The following is a 25996-nucleotide window of genomic DNA, read 5'->3' on the forward strand; positions in this document are numbered from 1 at the left end:
AATAGGAATGCTATGAGTCTGAATTTTCTTGATTTTGAACAGCCGATTGCAGAGCTGGAAGCGAAAATTGACTCGCTGACTGCAGTCAGCCGTCAAGACGAAAAATTAGATATTAATCTGGATGAAGAGGTCCAGCGTCTGCGTGAGAAAAGTCTCGAGCTGACGCGGAAGATTTTCTCGGACCTCGGCGCATGGCAGATTGCCCAACTGGCACGCCATCCTCGTCGTCCCTATACCCTGGATTATATCGCTAATATCTTTACCGATTTTGAAGAGCTGGCTGGCGATCGTGCCTATGCTGACGATAAAGCTATCGTCGGTGGCATTGCTCGTTTGGATGGTCGCCCAGTGATGATCATTGGTCATCAAAAAGGTCGCGAAACCAAAGAGAAGATTCGCCGCAACTTTGGTATGCCTGCACCGGAAGGTTATCGTAAGGCACTGCGTCTGATGGAGATGGCTGAGCGATTTAAGTTGCCAATCATTACTTTCATCGATACACCCGGAGCCTATCCGGGGGTTGGCGCAGAAGAGCGAGGTCAATCTGAAGCCATCGCACGTAACCTGCGTGAGATGTCACGATTGAATGTACCTATCGTTTGTACCGTTATTGGTGAAGGTGGTTCTGGTGGTGCACTCGCCATCGGTGTTGGCGATAAAGTGAATATGCTGCAATACAGCACCTATTCCGTTATCTCTCCAGAGGGTTGTGCTTCTATCCTGTGGAAAAGCGCCGATAAAGCGCCATTAGCCGCAGAAGCTATGGGCATCACCGCACATCGTCTCAAAGAGTTGAAGATGATTGACTCCGTGATCGCTGAGCCGTTAGGTGGCGCACACCGTGATTACTTAGCGATTGCTGCTTCACTGAAAGCACAATTGCTGGCGGACCTCAGTGATTTGGATGTCCTGAATGAAGAAGAGCTGTTGAATCGTCGTTATCAGCGTTTGATGAACTACGGCTACTGCTGAGTTTATTGCTCATTGAGAAAAACCGGTGCAGAATTTAAGCATCGGTTTTTTTTTAGCTATTTTTTGCCGAATAGCTAAGTTTGGCTAAACCATATATAGCCTAAATAGCTTGAGTGCAGGAGGGTCGCCAACGCACAGGTAACCCGAAGCATGATGGGCATGGATACTTAATTTAACGGAGGATACATGCTGATAATACGTCAGGTTCACCATATTGCGATCATTGGCTCAGATTATCAGGCCAGCAAAAAATTCTATTGTGAGCTGCTGGGCTTCAATCTGCTCAGTGAGGTTTATCGTGCAGAGCGCGATTCGTGGAAAGCTGATCTGGCGTTAAATGGGCAATACACCATTGAATTATTCTCCTTCCCTTCACCGGCACCGCGCCCGAGTCGCCCGGAGGCTTGTGGCTTGCGACATCTGGCTTTTCAGGTTGATGACATTGAACAGGCGGTCAGTGAACTCGGCACCGCCGGGGTGATTTGCGAAGCAGTTCGCATTGATCCTTATACTCAATCACGTTTTACTTTCTTTAATGACCCAGATGGTTTACCACTGGAGCTCTATGAATTGATGCCGGAATAACATGAACCCAGTCCCTGCTACGCCAAATGTTTTACTTAACCCCGTGTTCGCACAATTGGGGGGGCAGCGCAATTTTCTGGTGGGATTCAGTGGTGGCTTGGATTCGAGTGTATTGCTGCATCTATTGGTCTGTATACGTGACCAACTCATTCCTGAACTGAAAGTACGCGCCATTCATATTCACCACGGCTTAAATCCGCGGGCAGATGGTTGGGTAAAGCATTGCCAACAACAGTGTGAGCGATGGCAAATTCCACTCGAAGTGGTTCGAGTGAGTATTGATCTCCGTCACAATGGTATTGAGGCGGCAGCCAGGAGTGCTCGCTATCAGGCATTCTCTTCACATTTAGCCGCCGATGAAGTGTTACTTACAGCCCAACATCTGGATGACCAATGTGAGACCTTCCTGCTCGCACTTAAGCGGGGTAGTGGCCCGGCAGGTTTATCTGCAATGGCTGCCAGAACGCCCTTTGCTCACAGTCAGTTATTGCGGCCTTTACTGACACTCTCCCGCGAAACACTGGAGAACTATGCCCGAATCCAGCAATTACAGTGGATTGAAGATGACAGCAATCAGGACGATCGCTTCGATCGTAATTTCCTGCGCTTGAGAGTTCTGCCTTTACTTCATCATCGTTGGCCGCATTTCGCACAGGCCACGGCACGCAGTGCGGGTTTGTGTGCTGAGCAAGAACAGCTATTGGATGAGTTGTTGGCTGAGAGTGTGCAACAACTAAAAAATCACCATGGCGCGCTCTCTATTGAGGGGCTGCTGCTGGCGTCAGAGGCTAAGCGAGCGGCAATAGTGCGCCGTTGGTTAGCAGAGAGAGGAGCCTTAATGCCGTCGCAGAGCCAGCTACAGAGATTGTGGTTGGAGGTCGCGATGGCCAGGCAGGATGCAGAGCCTCAATTAACCCTCGGTGCTTATCAGGTTCGCCGTTTCCGGCAACACCTCTATTTGGTGCCGGCGCTGCAAGAGATAGGTGTCGCGCATATCTTTTGGGCAACAGTTGAGGATAAAGAGCTGCCACCTGAACCCTTGGTTCTGCCCGCCAAACTAGGTGTACTGAGCTTGACTGCCCATGGTGGGCAAGCGATAAGAGCTGCTGCTATCGGCGACGAAATCAGTATAGGTTTTGGATTACATGGCGACGTCAAAATTGTCGGGCGGCACCATTCGCGCCAAGGCAAGAAGATATGGCAGGAGTTAGGCATTCCGCCATGGCAGCGGGAACGTATTCCATTGCTCTATTTTGGCGAGCAATTGATTGCCGCAGCTGGGGTTTTCGTGACTCAGGCGGGGCAGGCTAAAGAAGGCGAGCCGTGCTGGTGCCTGAATTGGACCAAAACGGAATAATAATAAATAGACCCAATAGATTTCAGCGGGCGGGAAGGCGGCAAACAGACGTCGCCAACAGGCCCGAAATTGGCAAGATACTGTGTGAGGAGCAATGATGAAATTAGTCGTCAGTACATTGGTCGTTCTCGGCCTATGCAGTTTTTCGGCGTTGGCAAAAAATGATATTGAGGCGGGGCGAGTGAAGTCAGCCAGTTGTGTGGCTTGCCATGGTATGAATGGCAAAGTTTCAGTGCCGATGTACCCCAATCTGGCCGGGCAGAATGCACTCTATCTGGAGCAATCATTGGCCGCGTATAAAAAAGGTGGGCGTACAGGAGGGCAGGCTGAAGTGATGCGGGCTTATGTCTCTAACTTATCTGACGAGGATTTTTCTGACCTGGCCGCTTACTATGCCAGTCTTAAACCTTAATATGCCGATTTAACCACTTAAACTTTAGGGCCGCTGTAAAGCGGCCCATATAAAGCGTGGAAATTATGATGCACTCACCACGACAGTCCCGATTTCGGGATGACTGAAACTGGCAATATGGTCCAGACGTAACTCGCGCATAGCTCCGTCTTGTTCGACAATCAGGTACTCGACCTTTTTTCTCAGCAGCAGATCGCTAGCTTTACCTTCCACGATCTCACCGCCTCTCAACTTCAACGTCAATATCAGGTGATGTTGGCAGGCGAGTTCCAGATTATCGTAGTCATCACAGTTGATGGGTTGATACTCTTCACTCATCGACATAATCGCTCACCAATAAGTTAGCGGCGGCATAGGCCGCCTGTTCCCTAACGGAGGACGGGAGTGCGTCGTTAGCCGCAACTTCGTCCAATGCTTTCAATACACAACGCAGGGCGTCTGGCACGTAGCCAAGATCACCACTTCCTATTTCGGCATAAAAACGGCGTACTAATTCACAGTATTGCTGCACAGTAATCCTCCTGAAAAGTTTAACCCGGTAGATTCTCAGTGGAAACAGCGCACTGTCAACCTACGAAGATAAACTCTGAACTTATAAGGACTATAGCACAGGAGTGATGGAGATATTAGAGTGGGAGATAAGGTTTCTTTTTAGTATTGATGCCACTAATAACTCTCTTTATGCAGGGTTGTCTGGCTGCTGGCAGACCTAATCAAGTACACTGTCCGCCAGATAATTAAGAGGTCACCCATGGCACTAAAAGCAACCATCCATAAAGCCGCTATTAACATTGCTGATATGGATCGTAATTTTTTTCAGGATGTTAACCTGACGATAGCGCAACACCCCTCCGAAACCGACCAGCGCATGATGCTGCGTTTATTAGCGTGGATTTGTCATGCAGATGAACGTTTGCAGTTTACTAAGGGGCTGAGCGCCGATGATGAGCCGGAAATCTGGCGTCACAACGATCACAATGGCATTGAACTCTGGGTAGAATTAGGGCTGCCAGAGGAGAAACGGTTACGAAAAGCCTGTAATCAGTCACAGAAAGTTGTGCTGTATGCCTACAGTGAGCGGGCGGCTAAAGTGTGGTGGCCACAGGTTCAGGATAAGCTCTCAGGACACCGCAATCTTCAAGTGCGCTTCCTTGATGATGAGCAGATGGCAAAGTTGGCTGCGCTGTCTAACCGAAATATGTCATTACAGGCCACGTTGCAAGAGGGAACTATCTGGCTATCAGATGATAAGAATAGTCTGGAAATTAGTTTTGCCGAATGGCAAAGCAGTGGGCAATAAGTGTGCTGATTATATCTAATAGCGTCAGCCTACCCGACAGCGAGATTGAGCTGACCGCGATCCGAGCGCAGGGGGCGGGGGGCCAACATGTCAATAAAACCTCAACTGCTATCCATTTGCGCTTTGACATCAAGGCATCAAGCCTGCCAGAGTATTATAAAGAAAGGTTATTATTGCTAAATAGCCATTTGATGACGGCTGAAGGTGTGGTCATCATTAAAGCGCAGGAGTACCGCAGCCAGGATATGAATCGTGAAGCGGCATTAGCGCGACTGGTGGCATTGATTCGTCAAGCCATGGTCGTGGAAAAGCCCCGTCGGGCGACGAAACCCACCAAAGGCTCAAAAATCAGGCGGGTTGAAAGCAAAGTCCGCAAAGGGGTAACCAAAGCGCTGCGCGGTAAAATAGATCAGGGATGATGCCTGAATGGCTTCATGCCTTATATATCGGACACTGTATGGGAGAGTGGCTGTGAGTAAATTAGCAATAGCGCTGTTTGTGGCAGTAGGTGCGCTGTCACTCTTCGGTTGTAATAATCGGCATCAGCCGATAGAGCAGGTTTTACAACCGATGCAGCAAAGTTATCAGGGGGTATTACCCTGTGCAGATTGCAGCGGACTGGATACCTCGCTGTTTCTTGATAGTGATGGCACATTTGTCCTAAAAGAGATTTATCGTGGCAGCAAAGAGGGTGATCAAACTTTTGCTGAATATGGTAAGTGGGCGCGTACTGCGGATAAGTTGGTGTTAACCAATGGGCAGGGCGAAAAACGTTATTTCCGCCCCGTGGGTAAGAATCTGCTAATGCTTGATCAGCAGGGGTTGCCGATCCAATCTACCTTGAATTATCAGTTGGTGCCGAGCGAACAATCTTTGCCTAAAACGCCGATGCCATTAAGTGGCATGTATAAATACTTTGCGGATGCCGCACTATTTACTGATTGTGCAACCGGCAAAACTTTCCCAGTAGAGAATAGTATCGCGCTGGAGAGAGGGTATTTGAAAGCACGTAAAAATGCCGGTGAACCTGTATTTCTGACCCTCAATGGTCACTTTGATATTCGACCTTCGATGGAAGAGGGGCAATCGGATAAAACGCTGATTCCGGCGGGTGATGATATTCAGTTCAATGCTAATAAAAGCTGCGACAGCCAATAAAATCGGTTTGTCGCTGAAATAAAAAAGCCGCTGGTGGTGATTACCCAGCGGCCTGATGAGCAAAATACCTAACTTAGCGTTTGATCTGACTCAGCAGGAAATCAATGATTTCGCTGGTTTTAATCATTTGCTTTTCGCCAGCACGGCGATGTTTATATTCCACTTCTTCGCTATCAAGATTACGGTCGCCGATCACGATATTGTGTGGCACACCAATCAATTCCATATCGGCAAACATCACACCAGGGCGCTCTTTACGATCGTCAAGAATAACGTCAATGCCATGTGAACGCAGCGTGACATACAACTCTTCTGCCAACTCTTTCACTCGGAAGGATTTGTGCATATTCATTGGCAAAATTGCCACCTGGAATGGCGCGATCGCATCTGGCCAAATAATGCCACGGTCGTCATAATTCTGCTCAATCGCCGCAGCAACCACACGAGAGACCCCGATACCATAGCAACCCATGGTCATCACTTGATTACGGCCATCCTCACCCTGAACCGTGGCTTTCATCGCTTCGGAGTATTTGGTCCCGAGCTGGAAGATATGGCCCACTTCGATCCCGCGCTTGATTTGCAGCGTACCTTTACCATCAGGACTGATATCGCCCTCAACCACATTACGCAAATCAGCAACTTGTGGCAGCGGCAAATCGCGCTCCCAGTTAATACCGAAGTAGTGTTTATCGTCGATATTCGCGCCCGCACCGAAGTCACTCATCACTGCCACGGAGCGGTCAGCGACAACCAGCAGTGGCAGATTAACCGGGCCAAGTGAGCCAGGGCCTGCGCCGATTGCCGCACGAATCTCCTCTTCGCTGGCAAAGGTCAGTGGTTTGGCAACTTGTGGCAACTTCTCTGCTTTGATTTCATTTAATTCGTGGTCACCGCGCACCAGCAGCGCTACCAACTTATGTCCACTCTCTTCATGAGCATGGACCAATAAGGTTTTCACTGTTTTCTCAATCGGCAGTTTGAACTGCTCGACCAACTGAGCGATGGTTTTTGCATTTGGGGTATCAATGATACGCAGCTCTTCTGTTGCCGCGGCCCGGGGTTCAGTGGGGGCCAGAGCCTCAGCAAACTCAATGTTAGCGGCATAATCAGAGTCGGTTGAGAAAACAATATCGTCTTCGCCACTTTCTGCCAGCACCTGGAATTCGTGGGATGCGCTGCCACCGATTGAGCCGGTATCTGCCAGCACAGCACGGAAATTCAGATCCATACGTTCGAAAATCTTACTGTAAGCGGTATACATCGCGTCGTAAGTTTCCTGCAACGACTCCTGAGTGGTATGGAAAGAGTAGGCATCTTTCATCAGGAATTCGCGAGCACGCATCACGCCAAAACGTGGGCGAACTTCATCGCGGAACTTGGTCTGGATCTGGAAGAAATTCAGCGGCAGCTGCTTGTAAGAGTTGATCTCACCGCGAATCAGATCAGTAATCACCTCTTCATGAGTCGGGCCGAGAACAAAAGGGCGCTCGCCGCGATCAACAAAACGTAATAGCTCAGGGCCATATTGTTCCCAGCGGCCACTCTCCTGCCACAAGTCAGCCGGTTGCACCACTGGCATTGAAACCTCGATAGCACCCGCATTATTCATCTCTTCGCGCACGATGTTTTCGACTTTCTTCAATACCCGAACCCCGGTCGGTAACCAGGTATAAAGACCTGATGCCAGTTTACGGATCATCCCGGCGCGGAGCATCAGTTGGTGGCTGATGACTTCAGCATCGGCAGGTGTCTCCTTTAGAGTGGAGAGCAAATATTGGCTAGTACGCATGATGTTTTGGTTCCATTGGCACTGCAACAAGTAGAGGCAGCCAAAAAGTAAAAAGTGGTTTAGTTTACCAGTGAGTACGGGTTGTCAAAAGAGAGCAGGGCGAAATTTAACGTGGGTCGATGGATAACACTTCTGTTTGTTGGCCCATAACCCGCCAGCGCACATTAAATTCCAGTAGTAGAACAGCATACTCGCGGTTGTCGTTATCATCTTTGCGGTAGGCGGGACGCGGGTCCTGCGCTAAAACCTGAGTGATGAAACGCCGCAAATTCGGATACTGTTGTTGTTGCTGTGCTAACTGCTGTTCGGCGGTGGTGGAGAAGCAAACCTGCATGTTAGCATCAGGCGCTAATTGAGCAAAACCCGCGCGCGCTTGCGGTTGGCTCTCCGCAAAAGGCAGATAGGGCTTGATATCAATCACTGGCGTGCCATCAACCAGATCCAAACTGCCCAATGCTAAAATCACCTCGCCACCTTGGCAGCGCACCCCTTTTAGCTCAATCAGAGACATCCCAATCGGGTTAGGGCGAAAAGTGGAGCGGGTAGCAAAAACGCCCATTCGGGCATTGCCGCCTAAACGTGGCGGGCGAACCGTCGGGCGCCAGCCGCCATCCATGGTTTGATGGAAAACAAACATCACCCATAGATGGCTGAAATCAGATAAGCCCCGCACGGCCTCCGGCTGATTATAGGGTGCTAATAGTTGTAACTCACCCCCGCCATCCTCAATCAAACCGGGTTGCCGTGGCACGGCAAACTTCTCTTTATAGGGTGAACGGATCACGCCGATCTGATTAAAGGAGAACAGACTCATTTTGAGGAAACGCTCAGCGCTGAACCTTGGCATACCGCTTGTTGATAACAGCCAGGGACACCACTTTGTATTTCACATTCATGGAGCAAGACTGCATTGGCTTTCATATAAGATGCGCGGGTCTGCATTCTTTTGCGGGCGGTTGCAATGCTGGGTGGAGAGTCCTGAACTGTCGATTGGCAAGATTCACCGGACACCTCCCCTAAGTCACGGAAAGGCTTGCCGACCAGCTCTTCCGCGCTTTTATAAAGTTTTACCGGAGCCGGGCGAGGGGCTACCGTTGGGCTGGTTTTAGTCACCGGGGCGGGTTGTTTAACCGGGGTTTCTGTGGTGGATGGCTTTGATTGAAGCATGGAGCATCCCGTTAGCGAAAGGGCTAACAGACACAGAGGTAACGCACGCATAGAAATTCCTCAGCCTTTTTATTTAGGAGGCGCTATTGAAGCAATCTATTATGCAAATAACAAGACGGGCCATAGCCCGTCTTACAATATATTTAGCAAACACTGAATTTAGTTAGCGTGGTATTCAGCAAAATAGCCAATTGATGATTACCAGCCTTTAACTGCACCGCCATTGAAGGCTTTATTTGCTGCGTCGTAAACTTCGTCAGACTGGTAAGCCTGAACAAATTTCTTCACATTTTCCGCATCTTTATTATCTTCGCGGGCCACGATCAGATTGACGTAAGGTGACTCTTTATCTTCCACAAACAGGCCATCTTTCGCAGGTGTCAGACCAATCTGGCTTGCATAGGTGGTGTTGATAATGGCCAATGCTATCTGTTGGTCATCCAAAGAGCGTGGTAACTGAGGCGCTTCCAGTTCAACCAGTTTCAGATTTTTAGGATTCTCAACCACATCCAGCACGGTTGGCAACAAGCCAACGCCCTCTTTCAGCTTAATCAGGCCCACTTTTTGCAGCAGTAACAGAGAACGGCCCAGGTTAGTCGGATCGTTTGGCAGTGCGACCTGAGAGCCAGGTTGTAACTCTTCCAATGATTTGATCTTCTTAGAGTAACCAGCAATCGGGTAAACGAATGAGTTACCTACGGAAACCAACTTGTAGCCACGATCTTTGATTTGCTGATCCAGATAAGGTTTATGCTGGAAGGCGTTCAGGTCAATATCACCTTTGCTCAGTGCTTCGTTTGGCAATACATAGTCATTGAAAGTGACCAGTTCAACATCCAGACCATATTTGTCTTTTGCTACTTTCTGCGCAACTTCAGCAACTTGTTGCTCAGCACCCACAATGACACCCACTTTAATATGGTTTGGATCTTTTTCCGCCGGGCCGCAACCCACGAGAGCCAGAGTACCAATGAGTGCGCTGACTGCCGCGATAGATTTGAATTTTAAAGACATATCCCTTCCTCTATAGACCTTCGTTAAGGTGCGCCGCTGTGTGAGGCAGTCGCTATATAATTTATGTGGCAACAACTACTTTATGTGGCAACAACTACTTGTGGGTAACGGCTTTTACAATCCGATCGCCACTAAGCTGGATTAGATAAACCAGAATTACTAATAATACTAATACCGTATTCATTACAGTGGCGTTATAGCCAATGTAACCATACTGGTAACCGATTTGGCCTAGACCACCGGCACCGACTGCACCCCCCATAGCGGAATAGCCTACCAGGGTAATCAGGGTAATTGTGGCGGCATTGACCAAGCCTGGAAGGGCTTCAGGCAACAGCACCTTTTTAATGATTTGCATCGGCGTTGCACCCATCGCACGCGCGGCTTCAACCAAACCGGACGGGATCTCCAGCAGGGCGTTCTCTACCATTCGGGCAATAAAGGGTGCTGCACCGACGGTTAACGGCACAATCGCGGCCTGCAAACCAATAGATGTACCGACTATCATTCGCGTAAATGGAATCATCCACACCAATAAGATAATGAAAGGTATAGAGCGGAAGATATTCACCACCCCAGACAGTGTTCGGTAAATCTTATTGTTGGCAATAATTTGCCCAGGACGGGTGACATACAGCAGAACCCCGACCGGTAGCCCCAAAACAAAGCCAAAGAAACCGGAGACAAAAGTCATCATTAGAGTTTCCCAGACGCCTCGGCCCATTAACCACATCATTGCCTCAGACATAACCCAGAACCTCTACTTTTACATGATGATCTTGCAAGAACTTGATGGCAGCGAGGCCATCTTGAGTGTCGCCATGTAGCTCAGCTAGCATGACACCAAACTTAACGCCGCCGGCATAATCCATTTGCGAGCTAAGAATCCCGATATCAATGTTGAAACGGCGCACTGCTTGTGAAATCAGCGGCGCATCAACAGACTTACCGGTGAACTCCAGTTTCAGCAGTGGGACGCTATCCGTCGTTGACTCTTGAGTCATACGCTTGGCGTAATCCTCCGGAATATCCAAATGCAGGGTTGATTGGATAAATTGTTGAGCCAGCGGGGTTTTCGGATGAGAGAACACTTCGCTGACACTATCTTTCTCAATCAATTTACCGTCACTAATAACGGCGACTTGATCACAGATGCGCTTCACCACATCCATTTCATGGGTGATCAACAAAATTGTGAGGCCCAAGCGGCGGTTGATATCTTTTAGCAATTCCAGAATTGAGCGGGTCGTTGCCGGATCCAGTGCGCTGGTGGCTTCATCACACAGCAGAACTTTAGGATTGCTGGCCAGTGCGCGAGCAATAGCGACACGCTGCTTCTGCCCCCCGGATAAGTTCGCGGGGTAAGCATCTTGCTTATCAGCCAGGCCGACTAAATCCAACAGCTCGGTTACTCTCTTCTTTATATCTGCGCGTGATCTGTTGTCCAATTCAAGCGGCAACGCGATATTGCCATACACGGTACGGGAGGCGAGTAAATTAAAATGCTGAAAAATCATGCCAATTTGACGACGAGCGCGCGTCAACTGGCCTTCTGATAAGGTGGTGAGATCTTGACCATCTACCAGGACTTGCCCGCTGGTAGGGCGCTCTAGCATATTGGCGCACCGAATCAGTGTACTTTTACCGGCACCTGAAGCACCGATAACGCCATAAATTTGCCCAGCTGGGACGTGTAGGCTCACGTCTGAAAGCGCGGTAATCGTGCGCGAACCCTGCTGGAATACTTTGCTGATGTGAGAAAGTTTAATCATATTATTCTTATTTTATCGTTATTTCCGTGGCTAGATATGAAGTCAACTTCAGCAGAACCGAAGTATGGATTGGATGTTAAGGCGTCTAGACGGCTAAGTCAACTGGCAACACTGATTCTCTTCCATTCTCAATCGGCAATAAAACATGCGATACTAACCGAGTTTACAGCCTTCAGGAGCAGATAAGTGACTCAGCCCGTCCCCGCAATATTTTTAGATCGTGATGGTACAATTAATGTCGACCACGGTTATGTTCACGAAATTGACAATTTTCAGTTTATAGACGGTGTTATTGATGCATGCCGTGAATTGAAGGAAATGGGTTTTGCTTTGGTATTAGTCACCAATCAATCGGGCATTGCACGCGGTATGTTTACCGAAGAACAATTCTTAAGCCTTACTGAGTGGATGGATTGGTCCCTTGCTGATCGTGGGGTTGATCTGGATGGTATCTATTTCTGCCCACATCATCCCGATGGTAGTGTCGCGGAGTTTAGCGAAGCATGTGAATGCCGTAAGCCACTGCCAGGTATGTTACTGCAAGCGCAACGTGAAATTAACATCGATATGGCTTCTTCTTATATGGTTGGCGACAAAATTGAAGATATGCAGGCAGCATTAGCAGCAAATATCGGTACTAAAGTGTTGGTGCGCACCGGCAAAGCAGTCACGGCAGAAGGCGAAGCTGCGGCAGATTGGGTGCTAAATAGCCTTGCAGATCTGCCAAAAGCGATAAAAACGCGTCACAAATGACCTTTGTGTTCAAATAACCATCAAGCGGAAAAAACTTTAATATAAACCCTTGCCATTCTGAAGCGGCTCCCTATAATGCGCATCCATCGACACGGCGCTGTGAGCAACTTCACAAAGTAGCCGAGTAGAGCAGAGGAAATTAAGTGATTGACTCTGTGGCGGGAAAGCGTATTATCTGCCTCCCGCGTTACCGTAAGATTCGCTGAAAAGCCAACGGGTAACGAACGCTCTTTAACAATTTATCAGACAATCTGTGTGGGCACTCGCAAGACGATATCGAAGCCTGTTTCGGCAGGCAGACGCAATATCAAAGTCTTGAAGAGTGACCAAAGCAGTACACATTTGAACTTCAGTTCGAATGCATATTTGCAGAAAGTAATCTTTGAGCATCGCTACTTCGGTAGCAAATCAAACAAATCTTAAATTGAAGAGTTTGATCATGGCTCAGATTGAACGCTGGCGGCAGGCCTAACACATGCAAGTCGAGCGGCAGCGGGAAGTAGTTTACTACTTCGCCGGCGAGCGGCGGACGGGTGAGTAATGTCTGGGGATCTGCCTGATGGAGGGGGATAACTACTGGAAACGGTAGCTAATACCGCATGACCTCGTAAGAGCAAAGTGGGGGACCTTCGGGCCTCACGCCATCGGATGAACCCAGATGGGATTAGCTAGTAGGTGGGGTAATGGCTCACCTAGGCGACGATCCCTAGCTGGTCTGAGAGGATGACCAGCCACACTGGAACTGAGACACGGTCCAGACTCCTACGGGAGGCAGCAGTGGGGAATATTGCACAATGGGCGCAAGCCTGATGCAGCCATGCCGCGTGTGTGAAGAAGGCCTTCGGGTTGTAAAGCACTTTCAGCGAGGAGGAAGGCAGTCGTGTTAATAGCACGATTGATTGACGTTACTCGCAGAAGAAGCACCGGCTAACTCCGTGCCAGCAGCCGCGGTAATACGGAGGGTGCAAGCGTTAATCGGAATTACTGGGCGTAAAGCGCACGCAGGCGGTTTGTTAAGTCAGATGTGAAATCCCCGCGCTTAACGTGGGAACTGCATTTGAAACTGGCAAGCTAGAGTCTTGTAGAGGGGGGTAGAATTCCAGGTGTAGCGGTGAAATGCGTAGAGATCTGGAGGAATACCGGTGGCGAAGGCGGCCCCCTGGACAAAGACTGACGCTCAGGTGCGAAAGCGTGGGGAGCAAACAGGATTAGATACCCTGGTAGTCCACGCTGTAAACGATGTCGACTTGGAGGTTGTGCCCTTGAGGCGTGGCTTCCGGAGCTAACGCGTTAAGTCGACCGCCTGGGGAGTACGGCCGCAAGGTTAAAACTCAAATGAATTGACGGGGGCCCGCACAAGCGGTGGAGCATGTGGTTTAATTCGATGCAACGCGAAGAACCTTACCTACTCTTGACATCCACAGAACTTAGCAGAGATGCTTCGGTGCCTTCGGGAACTGTGAGACAGGTGCTGCATGGCTGTCGTCAGCTCGTGTTGTGAAATGTTGGGTTAAGTCCCGCAACGAGCGCAACCCTTATCCTTTGTTGCCAGCACGTAATGGTGGGAACTCAAGGGAGACTGCCGGTGACAAACCGGAGGAAGGTGGGGATGACGTCAAGTCATCATGGCCCTTACGAGTAGGGCTACACACGTGCTACAATGGCAGATACAAAGTGAAGCGAACTCGCGAGAGCAAGCGGACCACATAAAGTCTGTCGTAGTCCGGATTGGAGTCTGCAACTCGACTCCATGAAGTCGGAATCGCTAGTAATCGTAGATCAGAATGCTACGGTGAATACGTTCCCGGGCCTTGTACACACCGCCCGTCACACCATGGGAGTGGGTTGCAAAAGAAGTAGGTAGCTTAACCTTCGGGAGGGCGCTTACCACTTTGTGATTCATGACTGGGGTGAAGTCGTAACAAGGTAACCGTAGGGGAACCTGCGGTTGGATCACCTCCTTACCTCACGATACGCATTGCGCAGTGCCCACACAGATTGTCTGATGAATGTAATGAGCAAGGTAACCTGCTGTAGATGGGTGAGACGCGCACCGCAAAATCGAGTGTTGACTGCATCAGTCGCTCGGATTTGCAGGCAAATTCTCGCCTCTACACGAAATTCTCGAAGCAGTGCTTCGAGAGTCAAATTTCGTGTCCCCATCGTCTAGAGGCCTAGGACACTGCCCTTTCACGGCTGTAACAGGGGTTCGAATCCCCTTGGGGACGCCAATCCGATAATGTGTGAAAGACATTATCAACCGGTTCTTTATGAACTAAAAAATAACTTAAAGATGACTTTAACGAGTCGTGTTTAAGATATTGCTCTTTAACAATCTGGAACAAGCTGAAAATTGAAACAATACAGCTGAAACTTATCTCTCCGTAGATGTACTGAGATAAGGAGTAGCCTGTATTAGAGTCTCTCAAATAATCGCAACGCAAAGGGTCTGCAAAGACACCTTCGGGTTGTGAGGTTAAGCGACTAAGCGTACACGGTGGATGCCTAGGCAGTCAGAGGCGATGAAGGGCGTGCTAATCTGCGAAAAGCGTCGGTAAGCTGATATGAAGCGTTACAACCGACGATACCCGAATGGGGAAACCCAGTGCAATTCGTTGCACTATTGCATGGTGAATACATAGCCATGCAAGGCGAACCGGGGGAACTGAAACATCTAAGTACCCCGAGGAAAAGAAATCAACCGAGATTCCCCCAGTAGCGGCGAGCGAACGGGGAAGAGCCCAGAGTCTGAATCAGTTTATGTGTTAGTGGAAGCGTCTGGAAAGTCGCACGGTACAGGGTGATAGTCCCGTACACAAAAATGCATATTCTGTGAACTCGATGAGTAGGGCGGGACACGTGACATCCTGTCTGAATATGGGGGGACCATCCTCCAAGGCTAAATACTCCTGACTGACCGATAGTGAACCAGTACCGTGAGGGAAAGGCGAAAAGAACCCCGGCGAGGGGAGTGAAATAGAACCTGAAACCGTGTACGTACAAGCAGTGGGAGCACCTTCGTGGTGTGACTGCGTACCTTTTGTATAATGGGTCAGCGACTTATATTTTGTAGCAAGGTTAACCGAATAGGGGAGCCGTAGGGAAACCGAGTCTTAACTGGGCGTCTAGTTGCAAGGTATAGACCCGAAACCCGGTGATCTAGCCATGGGCAGGTTGAAGGTTGGGTAACACTAACTGGAGGACCGAACCGACTAATGTTGAAAAATTAGCGGATGACTTGTGGCTGGGGGTGAAAGGCCAATCAAACCGGGAGATAGCTGGTTCTCCCCGAAAGCTATTTAGGTAGCGCCTCGTGAACTCATCTTCGGGGGTAGAGCACTGTTTCGGCTAGGGGGTCATCCCGACTTACCAAACCGATGCAAACTCCGAATACCGAAGAATGTTATCACGGGAGACACACGGCGGGTGCTAACGTCCGTCGTGAAGAGGGAAACAACCCAGACCGCCAGCTAAGGTCCCAAAGTCATGGTTAAGTGGGAAACGATGTGGGAAGGCACAGACAGCCAGGATGTTGGCTTAGAAGCAGCCATCATTTAAAGAAAGCGTAATAGCTCACTGGTCGAGTCGGCCTGCGCGGAAGATGTAACGGGGCTAAACCATGCACCGAAGCTGCGGCAGCGAACGTATCACCCAAGACAATTTGATGATGTGGATAATGATTGACGGAGCACAGCGACGTCAATGCGTCCAATAAAGTCGAGTTGGCTTAGGGATACGTTCGTTGGGTAGGGGAGCGTTCTGTAAGCCGTTGAAGGTGACCTGTGAGGGTTGCTGGAGGTATCAGAAGTGCGAATGCTGACATAAGTAACGATAATGCGGGTGAAAAACCCGCACGCCGGAAGACCAAGGGTTCCTGTCCAACGTTAATCGGGGCAGGGTGAGTCGACCCCTAAGGCGAGGCTGAAAAGCGTAGTCGATGGGAAACAGGTTAATATTCCTGTACTTGGTGTTACTGCGAAGGGGGGACGGAGAAGGCTAGGCTAGCCGGGCGACGGTTGTCCCGGTTTAAGCATGTAGGCGGAGTGACCAGGTAAATCCGGTTGCTTATCAACGCTGAGGTGTGATGACGAGCCACTACGGTGGTGAAGTAGTTGATGCCAAGCTTCCAGGAAAAGCCTCTAAGCATCAGGTAACATTAAATCGTACCCCAAACCGACACAGGTGGTCAGGTAGAGAATACTCAGGCGCTTGAGAGAACTCGGGTGAAGGAACTAGGCAAAATGGTGCCGTAACTTCGGGAGAAGGCACGCTGGCGCTAGGTGAAGAGACTTGCTCTCGGAGCTGAAGCCAGTCGCAGATACCAGCTGGCTGCAACTGTTTAATAAAAACACAGCACTGTGCAAACACGAAAGTGGACGTATACGGTGTGACGCCTGCCCGGTGCTGGAAGGTTAATTGATGGGGTCAGCCGCAAGGCGAAGCTCTTGATCGAAGCCCCAGTAAACGGCGGCCGTAACTATAACGGTCCTAAGGTAGCGAAATTCCTTGTCGGGTAAGTTCCGACCTGCACGAATGGCGTAATGATGGCCAGGCTGTCTCCACCCGAGACTCAGTGAAATTGAACTCGCTGTGAAGATGCAGTGTACCCGCGGCAAGACGGAAAGACCCCGTGAACCTTTACTATAGCTTGACACTGAACATTGAGCCTTGATGTGTAGGATAGGTGGGAGGCATTGAAGTGTGGACGCCAGTCTGCATGGAGCCAACCTTGAAATACCACCCTTTAATGTTTGATGTTCTAACTCGGCCCCATAATCTGGGGTGAGGACAGTGTCTGGTGGGTAGTTTGACTGGGGCGGTCTCCTCCCAAAGAGTAACGGAGGAGCACGAAGGTTAGCTAATCACGGTCGGACATCGTGAGGTTAGTGCAAAGGCATAAGCTAGCTTGACTGCGAGAGTGACGGCTCGAGCAGGTACGAAAGTAGGTCTTAGTGATCCGGTGGTTCTGAATGGAAGGGCCATCGCTCAACGGATAAAAGGTACTCCGGGGATAACAGGCTGATACCGCCCAAGAGTTCATATCGACGGCGGTGTTTGGCACCTCGATGTCGGCTCATCACATCCTGGGGCTGAAGTAGGTCCCAAGGGTATGGCTGTTCGCCATTTAAAGTGGTACGCGAGCTGGGTTTAGAACGTCGTGAGACAGTTCGGTCCCTATCTGCCGTGGGCGTTGGAAGATTGAGAGGGGCTGCTCCTAGTACGAGAGGACCGGAGTGGACGAATCACTGGTGTTCGGGTTGTCATGCCAATGGCATTGCCCGGTAGCTAAATTCGGAAGAGATAACCGCTGAAAGCATCTAAGCGGGAAACTTGCCTCGAGATGAGTCTTCCCTGGGGCTTTAAGCCCCCTGAAGGAACGTTAAAGACTATGACGTTGATAGGCTGGGTGTGTAAGTGCAGCGATGCATTGAGCTAACCAGTACTAATGATCCGTGAGGCTTAACCTTACAACACCAAAGGTGTTTTGGTGGTTTGAGAGAGAGATTTTCAGCGAAGTTCCGAGATTGGACTGACTGGCTGCACGATATATTATCGTGAAGCGGGTGAGTTAAGACAGAATTTGCCTGGCGGCCATAGCGCGGTGGTCCCACCTGATCCCATGCCGAACTCAGAAGTGAAACGCCGTAGCGCCGATGGTAGTGTGGGGTCTCCCCATGCGAGAGTAGGACACTGCCAGGCATCAAATTAAGCCGAAACCCCATGCCAAAAGCGTGGGGTTTTTGCTATGTGTAAAAGTAAAAATGGCTATCCTTACGGCTGGCAGGAAAAACATTGCGTTCGCGTGACCTGTGGTCGCTAAAAAGACAAAACCCCACGAAAAAGTGGGGTTCAGTTTGTACTTAGCGAGCTACACGTCCCACTTTGGTGCCAGACCATCGGGGCTAACCTGACGTTCCCCCTGATCCAACGTTGCGATTAGTGCCATATCCTTTGCGCTTAAGCGCAACTTCTGTGCCAGTAAATTACTGGCCAAATTAGCCTCTTTGGTTGATGACGGGATAACGCTGTAGCCCAATTGCATCGCCCAGCTTAAAATGACTTGTGCGGGGGTTGCGCCATGTTGTTCAGCAATCACTTTGATGACCGGCTCTTCCAATGCTTTACCATAGGCTAGAGTCATGTAAGAGGTAATTGCAATGCCATTTTCCTTTGTAAATTCAACCACTTTTCTATTCTGTAATAGAGGCGATAGCTCGATCTGATTGGTCGCAATGGCCTCTGCGCCTACCGCCGCAATTGCCTGTTTCATTAGATCAATGGTGAAATTAGAAATCCCAATCTGACGCGTTAATCCCATCTCTTTGGCCTTCATTAGCTCAGCCATAAATTCATCAACAGAGATTTCATCATTTGGTGATGGCCAGTGAATTAATGTTAAGTCCACATAGTCGGTTTTCAGCTTCTGCAAGCTCTCTTGCAGACTAGGAATCAATTTTCCTTGCGCTAAATTAGCAATCCAGATTTTGGTGGTGATGAATAGCTCATCACGTTTGATACCACTTTGTGCGATAGCTTGGCCAATGGCTGCTTCATTTTCATAGATTTGTGCTGTATCAATAGCGCGATAGCCCAATTTCAACGCTTGGCTAACGGAATCAATAACAACTTGATCTTGAAGGCGGAAAGTTCCCAGGCCGAATACAGGTACACTCATTATAATTCCTTGTTTTGCTGATAATGGTCTTATCTTTAGCTGTGATTGAGAATTCTCTATCGGCCATAACGGCATATATTATCGGCTCGATGAAGAACTGAGTGAATTATGGCAAGAGTGTTATCAACAAAAAATGCGGTATTAGACATAATACTATTGATTATAAATCAAGTATTGCTATCACCAAGAGGGGAAGGATCTTTTGCCGTTCAGTTTGTGGGTTTTTTATCGCTTGACGGTTTATTAGTGCATTATGAATTACATAAATTGAATCTTCCTTGCGCATCCCTATATCAAAGTGATGCCGTGGGTAAAAGAGATTACTGAGTGCAACATCTGGGCGTATAATCAGTAAAGCATCGGCGGCAGTTACCTCAAAAGCCATCGTGATTTCGAATAAGGAATAGGCTATCAAAGTGCCGAAACGAACATATGCAATGCGGTATGTTGCAGGTCAACCGGTTGAACAGATTTTCCCTGGCTCAGCAACGCAGTTGGGGCAGGGGTTACCGCCTGGTGCACCATTGCCTACATCTGAGTTCCTGCGTGTGATGGTGTGGAATATCTTTAAGCAACAGCGCGCTGAGTGGCTCTCTGTTCTCAAAGAGTTCGGGCGTGATGCTCAGTTGATGTTACTGCAAGAAGCACAAACAACACCCGAGCTGGTGAGGTTCGCTACGTCCCATTATCAGGCCGCAGATCAGGTTCCCGCTTTTGCGTTGCCTCAGCACCCCTCTGGCGTCATGACGTTAGCGGCTACTCACCCAGTCTACTGCTGCCCATTACGTGAGCGTGAGCCACTACTGCGCTTGTCTAAATCGGCATTAGTCACCGTTTACCCAATCCATGATGGCCGCTTATTAATGGTAGTGAATATTCATGCCGTGAATTTCAGCCTTGGCGTCGATGTCTACAGTAAACAACTCGAGCCCATTGGTGAACAAATTGCGATGCATCGCGGTCCGGTTATTTTGGCGGGAGATTTCAACGCCTGGAGTCGTCAGCGGGTTAATGCTTTGCAGCGTTTTGCCCAAGATGCGGGTCTGGATGAGGTGAAGTTCCGCACTGATCTTCGCAGTCGTGCTTTTGGTCGGCCCCTTGATTTTGTATTTTATCGCGGACTAACGCTGGCTGATGCATCAGTACTGGTGACTCGAGCCTCCGATCACAACCCACTTCTGGTTGAATTCGAGCCATAAAAAAAGCACCCCGAAGGGTGCTTTTTAACAGCTTTAATAGCGATTCTAGCTCTACGTATCCGGGGTCGATTTGCCGTCAACGAACAACGTCAATTTTAAGCCTGGCTGTAAATTATTAGCTTTGCTGACTACCGAATTCCATCGCATCACATCATTGGTGTCTACACCGTGACGCTTGGCAATACTGGCAAAGGAATCACCTTTACGAACTTGATAGGTGATGCTGTTGCTGGTTGTATTGCTTGCCAGTTGCAGGGTTTGCCCAACTTTTAAGGTGCTCTTGGCACGTAAGTTGTTCCAACTCTGCAAATCGCTGGTCTTGATATTCAACCGCTTGGCAATCGTAGATAAGGTATCGCCGGGACGAACTTTATACTGCGAACTTGATGCTGATTTTGTGCTGTTCTGCGCCAGTTTAGTGGGTTGAACTGCGGCAATATCAGTATCTGCCAATGAATCTTTAAGCTGCTCAGCATGGGCTTTCGGCAACATTATATAACGAGGACCGTGTCCATCAGGTGCCGTTACATTGCGCTTATACCCAGAGTTAAAGGATTTCAACTTTGTGAGTGACATCCCCGCCATCTCAGCCGCCTGAGTTAGCTGTATCTGCTGACCAACATCAACACGCGCCAATGCACGGTCTTTGTCGGGTTCAGGTAAGGTTATACCGTACTTTTTGCTGTTCTTGATTAAGTCACCCAAGGCCAGCATTTTTGGAACATAAATTGACGTTTCACGTGGAAGCGACAATGCCCAAAAGTTCGTCGGTTTACCCTTTGCCTTATTGGCTTTCACCGCTTGCATGACTCTGCCTTCACCGCTGTTATAAGCAGCAACTGTTAATAACCAGTCACCGTTAAACATCTTGTTCAGGCGCTCCATCATATCAAGCGCTGCTTTGGTAGAAGCAACCACATCTCTGCGGCCGTCATACCATTGGTTCTGTTTTAAGCCATAATTTCGACCGGTACTCGGCACTATCTGCCATAGCCCTGCGGCGTTGGCGGATGATGTCGCGTGAGGGTCAAAAGCGCTCTCCACTATGGGTAGCAGTACCAGCTCCATCGGCATCTTACGTTTCTTAATCTGCTCGACTATCAGGTACATGTACGGCTCTGCCCGTAATGTTACATCGTGGAGATAGCTCTTATTTTTTAAGTATTTTTGCTTCTGTTCACGGATCCGGGAATTTTCCGGAACCTTCATCTTCAGCTCGTCGCTAATGAAGTTCCACAAATCTTGCTGCGCGAGACTACTTTCACTATCCAGCCATCGCGCGCTGCCCACTCGGGCGCTATTTGTGTACTCTCCTGCTTCACTCTCTTGACCTGCCGAAGACAAACTCTGTGCATGCTGTACGGGGGCCTTCACATCCGTCTTGGACGTCTGGCACCCAACAAGCAAGACTGAGGCGAGTAATATCGCTTTGGTCTTCATGTGTGTGTCAATGTAGTTGCTTAAAAGACGAGCAATCATACTTTGCTTCGACAAAAAACACAACTAAAAGCTCAGAAGCGGTCTTTCCGGGCGCGTAATTCGGAAAAAACTGAGACAAGTGTGTCTGGTGGCGAAATTACGCCTATTTCTCTTTGTAAATCAACGTCATTACAGCGTAAAAAAACATTAATTTTACGCTCAAATTGCAATTTTACCGGTAGGCTAGGTAGGTTTTTTGCCCGTAATTGCATGATTTGTTGTTGATATGTAGCTATATCTTGATCTGACGGTAACAGTGAGCGGGCAAACTTAAGATTTGCGAGAGTATATTCATGCGCGCTGCAAATTAAGGTTTCATCAGGGAGTTGCGCGAGCTGTTGAATTGACGTGTACATTTGCTCTGGCGTACCTTCGAATAACCTGCCGCAACCAGCGGAAAATAGGGTGTCACCACAGAAAAGATAAGGTTTGCTGTAGTATGCAATATGTCCGAGGGTATGGCCGGGTACGGCAATCACGTGGTAGTTTTGCTCACCAATTGTCAGGTCATCACCCCCATTTACAATAATTGTTGCGCCTTTGTTCGCCGTTTCCTGTGGGCCATAGACGGGAATGTCGGGGAAATGGCGACGTAAATCAGCAACACCGCCGACGTGATCGTGATGGTGATGGGTGAGTAAGATGGCCTGAGGTGTGAATTGGCCTTGGCTCAGGGCTGCCAGTACCGGGGCTGATTCACCGGGATCAACAATAACGCACTGTTTTTGTGGGTCTACTAATAGCCAAATGTAATTGTCTTGAAATGCCGGAATGCTGATAAGATTCATTGAGTACCTCTTTTGTCGATAACTGTTTGAAAGAAGATGATATCTCCGTCATCTTTCAAATTGCAGGTGTGTTGGCAACTCTGGTTCACCTGAGTGACTTGCTTGCCGCCTTCTCGCACCTTGAAATCTATTGGGTAGAAACATGAAACCAGCACAAACGCGCCGAAAGATTGATGCACCCACATCCTGGGCTGAGTTGCCTTGGGGAGAGTATTATCGCGCGGCAATTGAGCAGCAGTTGCAGCCTTGGTGGCCCAAATTCTTTGGTTTTCACTTGCTGAAAATAGGCCATTTAAGTGCCGAAATCGCCAGCGATAAATGTGTCATCTCCCATCAGGTTAATGTGGGGGAAAGAGGCAAAAATATGCAAGTGTTTGCCAGCCCGTACCAGTTACCTTTCGCTGAAAAATCAGTGGATGCCTGTTTGCTGTCTCACACTTTAGCTTATGCTGCTGATCCACACCGCATTTTACGTGAGATGGATAGGGTGCTTATCGACGACGGCTGGCTGGTTATCAGTAACTTTAATCCAATGAGTATGCTGGGTGCAGGAAAGTTTATCCCCATATTACGCCAGCGACAGCCCTATGTTAGCCGGATGTTTACCCAGATGCGTTTGCTGGATTGGCTGAGCCTGCTAAATTATGAAGTTTTGTATCTGTCGCGCTTTCACGTTTTACCCTGGCATAAAGAAGGTGGGCGCTTTATTAGCACCCACTTGCCGGCGTTAGGTTGCGTTAGCCTGATTGTCGCCCGTAAACGCACCATTCCACTGACGTTCAATCCGATGAAGTTCGGTGCGCGTAAACCTTGGTTCAGTCGCGCCGTTGGTGCCACCAAAAGCTATCGCGATCAGCCCTAATTTGGTGGCAACATATTAATTGGGAATATAGCCAGTATCCTCTAACGTCGGTGAATTCGCCCCTTGGCGGGCCAGTTCATCGCAACGTTCATTTTCCGGGTGGCCTGCATGGCCTTTTACCCATTCCCATTGCACGGTATGGGTTTGGATCGCCAGATCCAGACGTTGCCATAAATCCACATTACGTACCGGTTTGCGATCGGTGGTTTTCCAGCCGCGTTTTTTCCAGTTGTGAATCCACTGAGTAATACCCTGGCGTACATACTGGCTATCAGTGCTGAGCGTCACTTCACAAGGTGAGGTCAGCGCCTCAAGGGCGACGATGGCAGCCATCAGTTCCATGCGGTTGTTGGTTGTTAAATAGTAGCCGGCACTAAAGGTTCTTTCATGCTGCTTGTAACGCAAAATTGCGCCGTAACCACCGGGTCCCGGATTGCCAAGGCAAGATCCGTCGGTGAAAATCTCTACCTGCTTAGTCATCTCTGGTAGACTCTTCCTATCTGTTTAAACGTTAAGTCTGACATAAACGAGCGCTATGAGCACTGGCAATATGATCGTTACACCGACCAGACAGATTGTTCTGGATACTGAAACCACCGGTATGAATAAGCTGGGCGTTCATTATGAAGGCCATCGGATTATTGAGATCGGCGCAGTTGAAGTGATCAACCGCCGTCTGACCGGCAGAAACTTCCATGTGTATGTGAAGCCCGATCGTCTGGTTGATCCAGAGGCATATGGTGTTCACGGTATTAGCGATGAGTTTTTGGCGGATAAGCCGACGTTTGCTGATATTGCGCCTGAATTTCTCGAGTTTATTCGTGGTGCAGAATTAATCATCCATAATGCGGCGTTTGATATCGGCTTTATGGATCATGAATTCCGTATGTTGCAGCAGGATATTCCGAAAACGGAGACCTTCTGTACCATCACCGATAGCCTGTTAATGGCGCGCCGCCTGTTCCCCGGCAAGCGTAATAACCTCGATGCGCTGTGCGATCGCTACCTGATCGATAATACCAAGCGAACACTGCACGGCGCGCTACTTGATGCCGAAATTCTGTCAGAAGTCTATCTGGCGATGACTGGCGGTCAGACGTCGCTCACTTTCTCAATGGAGGGTGATCAGTCACAGAATGACTCTTCCGACGATATTCAGCGCATTACCCGCCCAGCATCCGGGCTGAAAATTATTTATGCCGCAGAGGATGAATTGGCGGCCCATGAGTCGCGCCTCGATTTAGTGATGAAAAAGGGCGGGAGCTGTTTGTGGCGGATGCCGCTTGAATCGGAAGGCAGCGCAAACGCAGAATAGAGTGACACCCGATGAAAAACTACGCAACCAGCTTATTTTGCTAGAAAAAGTGTTGACGCCAGCACCTTCGATACGTAATATCCGTCTCGTTCTTAACCGGAACAGCAGCGTGGTGCGGTAGTTCAGTCGGTTAGAATACCGGCCTGTCACGCCGGGGGTCGCGGGTTCGAGTCCCGTCCGCACCGCCAACATTCAGAAGCCCTGAGTTAGCAATAACTCAGGGCTTCGTTGTTTTTATCCCCTTAAGACTTGAAGTCGTGGGCGCCAGGCTTGTTAGTTGGCCCATCCATGGGCCTCGCCTTCGTTTATTGCCTACCTACAACTCCAAGTTCTTCCGGGAGATATCAATTTTTATTGGGTTATTTTTGCATTTCCTGCTTGTGCGGCGGTATTCACCCAACCATCAAAGGTGGCCTGATGAGCTTGAATCCAGCCGTTCACATGGCGTTCGATATCAGCATCTGATGATTCACCGGCATGCATCCGCATGTTCTGAGCATTCACATCATTAATTGATAATTTCATCACAGAGAACAGTTTAGCGGCAGCGGGGTTGGCCTCCGCCCATTTTTTGTTGGCGACAATATGCATCACACTCGGTGGGTAACCATAGTTCGCGCCGTTAGAAAGTTGGGTGTCGATAGTTTTATCTGGCAGGGAAGAGAACGGCACCTGCAACCACACCACATCCCGCCCCGGTACTAAGACATCACTGACCCAATAGGGGGTCCAGGTGTAATAAAGAATCGGTTTACCCTCTTTGTAGCGGGTGATGGTATCGGCAATCATGGCGGCATAGTTGCCCTGATTATGGGTCACAGTGTCGCTCAAGCCGTAAGCTTTGATTTGATGATTAATCGGCGCTTCACAGCCCCAGCCTGGGTTGCAGCCGGTGAGATCGGCTTTGCCATCATTATTGGCATCAAACAACTTGGCGATTTTCGGATCTTTTAACTGCTCAATATTGGTGATGTGGTACTTATCGGCGGTTTTTTTGTCAATCAGATAGCCCTGCGCCAGCCCTTCAATATAGTTACCCTGACGATAAAACTTGGCATCGCCACCGGCTGCGGCATATTGGTCGTTATGCAGTGGCTCCCAGTTTACCGCCAGATAGGTGGCATCACCTGCGGCAATGGAAGCATAGGCGACATTGTAGTCAACCTCTTTGGTTGGCTGGACGTCGTAACCGAGCTTCTCTAGCGCTTTATTGACCAACGAGGTCTGGAAGGTCTCTTCGGAAATGGTGCTTTGCAGCGGTTGGACGCTAACGCCTTTGCCCGGTAATTCTGCGGCGGATAACTGAGTGCTGATCAGTGTGGTGAGGGCTAATATCCAGATTCTTGTCTTACGCATAATTTTCCCCTTATTCCCTTCGTCCTTGACGCTGCTGCT

General features: G+C 49.2%; 25 protein-coding genes, 2 tRNA genes and 3 rRNA genes. 17 read left to right on the forward strand and 13 right to left on the reverse strand.

The window, feature by feature from the left end; all coding sequences use genetic code 11:
• The first annotated feature begins 12 nt into the window (after positions 1-12).
• The 4 genes from accA to FFE93_RS04960 all read left to right on the forward strand — a co-directional run bounded on the left by accA (position 13) and on the right by FFE93_RS04960 (position 3326).
• A complete protein-coding gene (accA, locus tag FFE93_RS04945) occupies positions 13-972 on the forward strand; it encodes an acetyl-CoA carboxylase carboxyl transferase subunit alpha (protein WP_005276143.1) in 960 nt (319 codons plus the stop codon).
• A gap of 186 nt (positions 973-1158) precedes the next feature.
• On the forward strand, positions 1159-1557 hold the full coding sequence (locus tag FFE93_RS04950; protein ID WP_005276145.1) for a VOC family protein: 399 nt from the start codon (positions 1159-1161) through the stop codon (positions 1555-1557).
• 1 nt (position 1558) lies between these two features.
• Positions 1559-2914 (forward strand): tRNA lysidine(34) synthetase TilS, encoded by a 1356-nt coding sequence (tilS, locus tag FFE93_RS04955; RefSeq protein WP_049602562.1) that lies wholly within the window; start codon positions 1559-1561, stop codon positions 2912-2914.
• 94 nt (positions 2915-3008) lie between these two features.
• On the forward strand, positions 3009-3326 hold the full coding sequence (locus tag FFE93_RS04960) for a c-type cytochrome (protein ID WP_005276151.1): 318 nt from the start codon (positions 3009-3011) through the stop codon (positions 3324-3326).
• A gap of 63 nt (positions 3327-3389) precedes the next feature.
• On the opposite strand, the gene rof is transcribed toward FFE93_RS04960, so the two are convergent.
• Together rof and FFE93_RS04970 are read right to left on the reverse strand one after the other, a co-directional pair.
• On the reverse strand, positions 3390-3650 hold the full coding sequence (gene rof, locus FFE93_RS04965; RefSeq protein WP_019211527.1) for a Rho-binding antiterminator: 261 nt from the start codon (positions 3648-3650) through the stop codon (positions 3390-3392).
• Complete coding sequence (locus FFE93_RS04970; protein WP_002212152.1) at positions 3637-3837, reverse strand: YaeP family protein; 201 nt, start codon at positions 3835-3837, stop codon at positions 3637-3639. Before FFE93_RS04970 ends, rof begins: the two co-directional genes overlap by 14 nt.
• A 240-nt stretch (positions 3838-4077) precedes the next feature.
• On the opposite strand from FFE93_RS04970, the gene FFE93_RS04975 reads away from it, so the two are divergent.
• The 3 genes from FFE93_RS04975 to nlpE are packed head-to-tail and all read left to right on the forward strand — an operon-like array spanning position 4078 to position 5784.
• The gene (locus FFE93_RS04975; RefSeq protein ID WP_005276157.1) at positions 4078-4626 is read left to right on the forward strand and encodes a YaeQ family protein; all 549 of its coding nucleotides are present in this window, start codon (positions 4078-4080) and stop codon (positions 4624-4626) included.
• Positions 4627-4628: 2 nt separating this feature from the next.
• Positions 4629-5045 carry an alternative ribosome rescue aminoacyl-tRNA hydrolase ArfB gene (gene arfB, locus FFE93_RS04980; protein WP_005276161.1) on the forward strand — a complete coding sequence of 139 codons (417 nt, stop codon included), beginning with the start codon at positions 4629-4631 and terminating at the stop codon, positions 5043-5045.
• Between the two features lie 52 nt (positions 5046-5097).
• Positions 5098-5784, forward strand: a complete 687-nt coding sequence (gene nlpE / locus FFE93_RS04985) for an envelope stress response activation lipoprotein NlpE (protein WP_054872604.1) — start codon at positions 5098-5100, stop codon at positions 5782-5784.
• A 73-nt stretch (positions 5785-5857) separates the two neighbouring features.
• Here the strand turns inward: nlpE and proS are convergent, their stop codons facing one another.
• The 6 genes from proS to metN form a co-directional block, all read right to left on the reverse strand.
• The gene (gene proS, locus FFE93_RS04990) at positions 5858-7576 is read right to left on the reverse strand and encodes a proline--tRNA ligase (protein ID WP_054872605.1); all 1719 of its coding nucleotides are present in this window, start codon (positions 7574-7576) and stop codon (positions 5858-5860) included.
• Positions 7577-7682: 106 nt separating this feature from the next.
• Positions 7683-8390, reverse strand: a complete 708-nt coding sequence (gene tsaA / locus FFE93_RS04995; protein ID WP_032898246.1) for a tRNA (N6-threonylcarbamoyladenosine(37)-N6)-methyltransferase TrmO — start codon at positions 8388-8390, stop codon at positions 7683-7685.
• A complete protein-coding gene (gene rcsF, locus FFE93_RS05000) occupies positions 8387-8794 on the reverse strand; it encodes an Rcs stress response system protein RcsF (RefSeq protein WP_032898247.1) in 408 nt (135 codons plus the stop codon). The genes tsaA and rcsF overlap by 4 nt, the downstream gene beginning before the upstream one ends.
• A gap of 147 nt (positions 8795-8941) precedes the next feature.
• Positions 8942-9757, reverse strand: a complete 816-nt coding sequence (locus FFE93_RS05005) for a MetQ/NlpA family lipoprotein (protein WP_005276171.1) — start codon at positions 9755-9757, stop codon at positions 8942-8944.
• Positions 9758-9851: 94 nt separating this feature from the next.
• Positions 9852-10505: a methionine ABC transporter permease MetI gene (locus tag FFE93_RS05010; RefSeq protein WP_032813821.1), complete on the reverse strand. Its 654-nt coding sequence runs from the start codon at positions 10503-10505 to the stop codon at positions 9852-9854.
• Positions 10498-11529: a methionine ABC transporter ATP-binding protein MetN gene (gene metN / locus FFE93_RS05015; RefSeq protein ID WP_138774869.1), complete on the reverse strand. Its 1032-nt coding sequence runs from the start codon at positions 11527-11529 to the stop codon at positions 10498-10500. Before metN ends, FFE93_RS05010 begins: the two co-directional genes overlap by 8 nt.
• Before the next feature lie 186 nt (positions 11530-11715).
• Here metN and gmhB point away from each other — a divergent pair, with 186 nt between their 5' ends.
• The 5 genes from gmhB to rrf all read left to right on the forward strand — a co-directional run bounded on the left by gmhB (position 11716) and on the right by rrf (position 17982).
• On the forward strand, positions 11716-12282 hold the full coding sequence (gene gmhB / locus FFE93_RS05020; protein ID WP_005276178.1) for a D-glycero-beta-D-manno-heptose 1,7-bisphosphate 7-phosphatase: 567 nt from the start codon (positions 11716-11718) through the stop codon (positions 12280-12282).
• 421 nt (positions 12283-12703) lie between these two features.
• Positions 12704-14246 (forward strand): 16S ribosomal RNA (locus FFE93_RS05030).
• A 191-nt stretch (positions 14247-14437) separates the two neighbouring features.
• Positions 14438-14513 (forward strand) — tRNA-Glu (locus FFE93_RS05035).
• A 243-nt stretch (positions 14514-14756) separates the two neighbouring features.
• Positions 14757-17750, forward strand: a 23S ribosomal RNA gene (locus tag FFE93_RS05040).
• A 116-nt stretch (positions 17751-17866) separates the two neighbouring features.
• A 5S ribosomal RNA gene (rrf, locus tag FFE93_RS05045) occupies positions 17867-17982 on the forward strand.
• Together the 16S, 23S and 5S rRNA genes with 1 tRNA gene alongside form the textbook arrangement of a ribosomal RNA operon.
• Positions 17983-18151: 169 nt before the next feature.
• On the opposite strand, the gene dkgB is transcribed toward rrf, so the two are convergent.
• On the reverse strand, positions 18152-18958 hold the full coding sequence (gene dkgB, locus FFE93_RS05050) for a 2,5-didehydrogluconate reductase DkgB (RefSeq protein ID WP_138774870.1): 807 nt from the start codon (positions 18956-18958) through the stop codon (positions 18152-18154).
• A gap of 108 nt (positions 18959-19066) precedes the next feature.
• On the opposite strand from dkgB, the gene FFE93_RS05055 reads away from it, so the two are divergent.
• Positions 19067-19285: a hypothetical protein gene (locus FFE93_RS05055; RefSeq protein ID WP_138774871.1), complete on the forward strand. Its 219-nt coding sequence runs from the start codon at positions 19067-19069 to the stop codon at positions 19283-19285.
• An 89-nt stretch (positions 19286-19374) separates the two neighbouring features.
• Positions 19375-20157, forward strand: a complete 783-nt coding sequence (locus FFE93_RS05060) for an endonuclease/exonuclease/phosphatase family protein (RefSeq protein WP_071984916.1) — start codon at positions 19375-19377, stop codon at positions 20155-20157.
• Between the two features lie 51 nt (positions 20158-20208).
• Here FFE93_RS05060 and mltD read toward each other — a convergent pair whose 3' ends face one another.
• Together mltD and gloB are read right to left on the reverse strand one after the other, a co-directional pair.
• A complete protein-coding gene (mltD, locus tag FFE93_RS05065; RefSeq protein ID WP_138774872.1) occupies positions 20209-21597 on the reverse strand; it encodes a murein transglycosylase D in 1389 nt (462 codons plus the stop codon).
• A gap of 71 nt (positions 21598-21668) precedes the next feature.
• Positions 21669-22424, reverse strand: coding sequence for a hydroxyacylglutathione hydrolase (gene gloB, locus FFE93_RS05070; RefSeq protein WP_005275898.1), 756 nt, complete (start codon positions 22422-22424; stop codon positions 21669-21671).
• Positions 22425-22566: 142 nt separating this feature from the next.
• On the opposite strand from gloB, the gene FFE93_RS05075 reads away from it, so the two are divergent.
• Positions 22567-23286 carry a class I SAM-dependent methyltransferase gene (locus FFE93_RS05075; RefSeq protein WP_057648636.1) on the forward strand — a complete coding sequence of 240 codons (720 nt, stop codon included), beginning with the start codon at positions 22567-22569 and terminating at the stop codon, positions 23284-23286.
• A 15-nt stretch (positions 23287-23301) separates the two neighbouring features.
• Here the strand turns inward: FFE93_RS05075 and rnhA are convergent, their stop codons facing one another.
• A complete protein-coding gene (gene rnhA / locus FFE93_RS05080) occupies positions 23302-23766 on the reverse strand; it encodes a ribonuclease HI (protein WP_005275904.1) in 465 nt (154 codons plus the stop codon).
• A gap of 70 nt (positions 23767-23836) precedes the next feature.
• Here rnhA and dnaQ point away from each other — a divergent pair, with 70 nt between their 5' ends.
• Together dnaQ and FFE93_RS05090 are read left to right on the forward strand one after the other, a co-directional pair.
• The gene (gene dnaQ, locus FFE93_RS05085) at positions 23837-24601 is read left to right on the forward strand and encodes a DNA polymerase III subunit epsilon (RefSeq protein ID WP_032898229.1); all 765 of its coding nucleotides are present in this window, start codon (positions 23837-23839) and stop codon (positions 24599-24601) included.
• Between the two features lie 111 nt (positions 24602-24712).
• Positions 24713-24789, forward strand: a tRNA-Asp gene (locus FFE93_RS05090).
• Positions 24790-24952: 163 nt separating this feature from the next.
• Here the strand turns inward: FFE93_RS05090 and proX are convergent.
• Positions 24953-25957 carry a glycine betaine/L-proline ABC transporter substrate-binding protein ProX gene (gene proX / locus FFE93_RS05095; protein WP_057648634.1) on the reverse strand — a complete coding sequence of 335 codons (1005 nt, stop codon included), beginning with the start codon at positions 25955-25957 and terminating at the stop codon, positions 24953-24955.
• Positions 25958-25996 lie beyond the last annotated feature (39 nt).

This window comes from Yersinia sp. KBS0713 (assembly GCF_005937895.2).
GTDB lineage: Bacteria > Pseudomonadota > Gammaproteobacteria > Enterobacterales > Enterobacteriaceae > Yersinia > Yersinia bercovieri.

Coding starts and splice junctions, on each gene's coding strand:
- accA (WP_005276143.1), top strand. CDS start 13: ATGAGTCTGAATTTTCTTGATTTTGAACAGCCGATTGCAGAGCTGGAA.
- FFE93_RS04950 (WP_005276145.1), top strand. CDS start 1,159: ATGCTGATAATACGTCAGGTTCACCATATTGCGATCATTGGCTCAGAT.
- tilS (WP_049602562.1), top strand. CDS start 1,559: ATGAACCCAGTCCCTGCTACGCCAAATGTTTTACTTAACCCCGTGTTC.
- FFE93_RS04960 (WP_005276151.1), top strand. CDS start 3,009: ATGATGAAATTAGTCGTCAGTACATTGGTCGTTCTCGGCCTATGCAGT.
- rof (WP_019211527.1), bottom strand. CDS start 3,650: ATGTCGATGAGTGAAGAGTATCAACCCATCAACTGTGATGACTACGAT.
- FFE93_RS04975 (WP_005276157.1), top strand. CDS start 4,078: ATGGCACTAAAAGCAACCATCCATAAAGCCGCTATTAACATTGCTGAT.
- proS (WP_054872605.1), bottom strand. CDS start 7,576: ATGCGTACTAGCCAATATTTGCTCTCCACTCTAAAGGAGACACCTGCC.
- tsaA (WP_032898246.1), bottom strand. CDS start 8,390: ATGAGTCTGTTCTCCTTTAATCAGATCGGCGTGATCCGTTCACCCTAT.
- rcsF (WP_032898247.1), bottom strand. CDS start 8,794: ATGCGTGCGTTACCTCTGTGTCTGTTAGCCCTTTCGCTAACGGGATGC.
- FFE93_RS05005 (WP_005276171.1), bottom strand. CDS start 9,757: ATGTCTTTAAAATTCAAATCTATCGCGGCAGTCAGCGCACTCATTGGT.
- FFE93_RS05010 (WP_032813821.1), bottom strand. CDS start 10,505: ATGTCTGAGGCAATGATGTGGTTAATGGGCCGAGGCGTCTGGGAAACT.
- metN (WP_138774869.1), bottom strand. CDS start 11,529: ATGATTAAACTTTCTCACATCAGCAAAGTATTCCAGCAGGGTTCGCGC.
- dkgB (WP_138774870.1), bottom strand. CDS start 18,958: ATGAGTGTACCTGTATTCGGCCTGGGAACTTTCCGCCTTCAAGATCAA.
- FFE93_RS05055 (WP_138774871.1), top strand. CDS start 19,067: ATGGCAAGAGTGTTATCAACAAAAAATGCGGTATTAGACATAATACTA.
- mltD (WP_138774872.1), bottom strand. CDS start 21,597: ATGAAGACCAAAGCGATATTACTCGCCTCAGTCTTGCTTGTTGGGTGC.
- gloB (WP_005275898.1), bottom strand. CDS start 22,424: ATGAATCTTATCAGCATTCCGGCATTTCAAGACAATTACATTTGGCTA.
- FFE93_RS05075 (WP_057648636.1), top strand. CDS start 22,567: ATGAAACCAGCACAAACGCGCCGAAAGATTGATGCACCCACATCCTGG.
- rnhA (WP_005275904.1), bottom strand. CDS start 23,766: ATGACTAAGCAGGTAGAGATTTTCACCGACGGATCTTGCCTTGGCAAT.
- dnaQ (WP_032898229.1), top strand. CDS start 23,837: ATGATCGTTACACCGACCAGACAGATTGTTCTGGATACTGAAACCACC.
- proX (WP_057648634.1), bottom strand. CDS start 25,957: ATGCGTAAGACAAGAATCTGGATATTAGCCCTCACCACACTGATCAGC.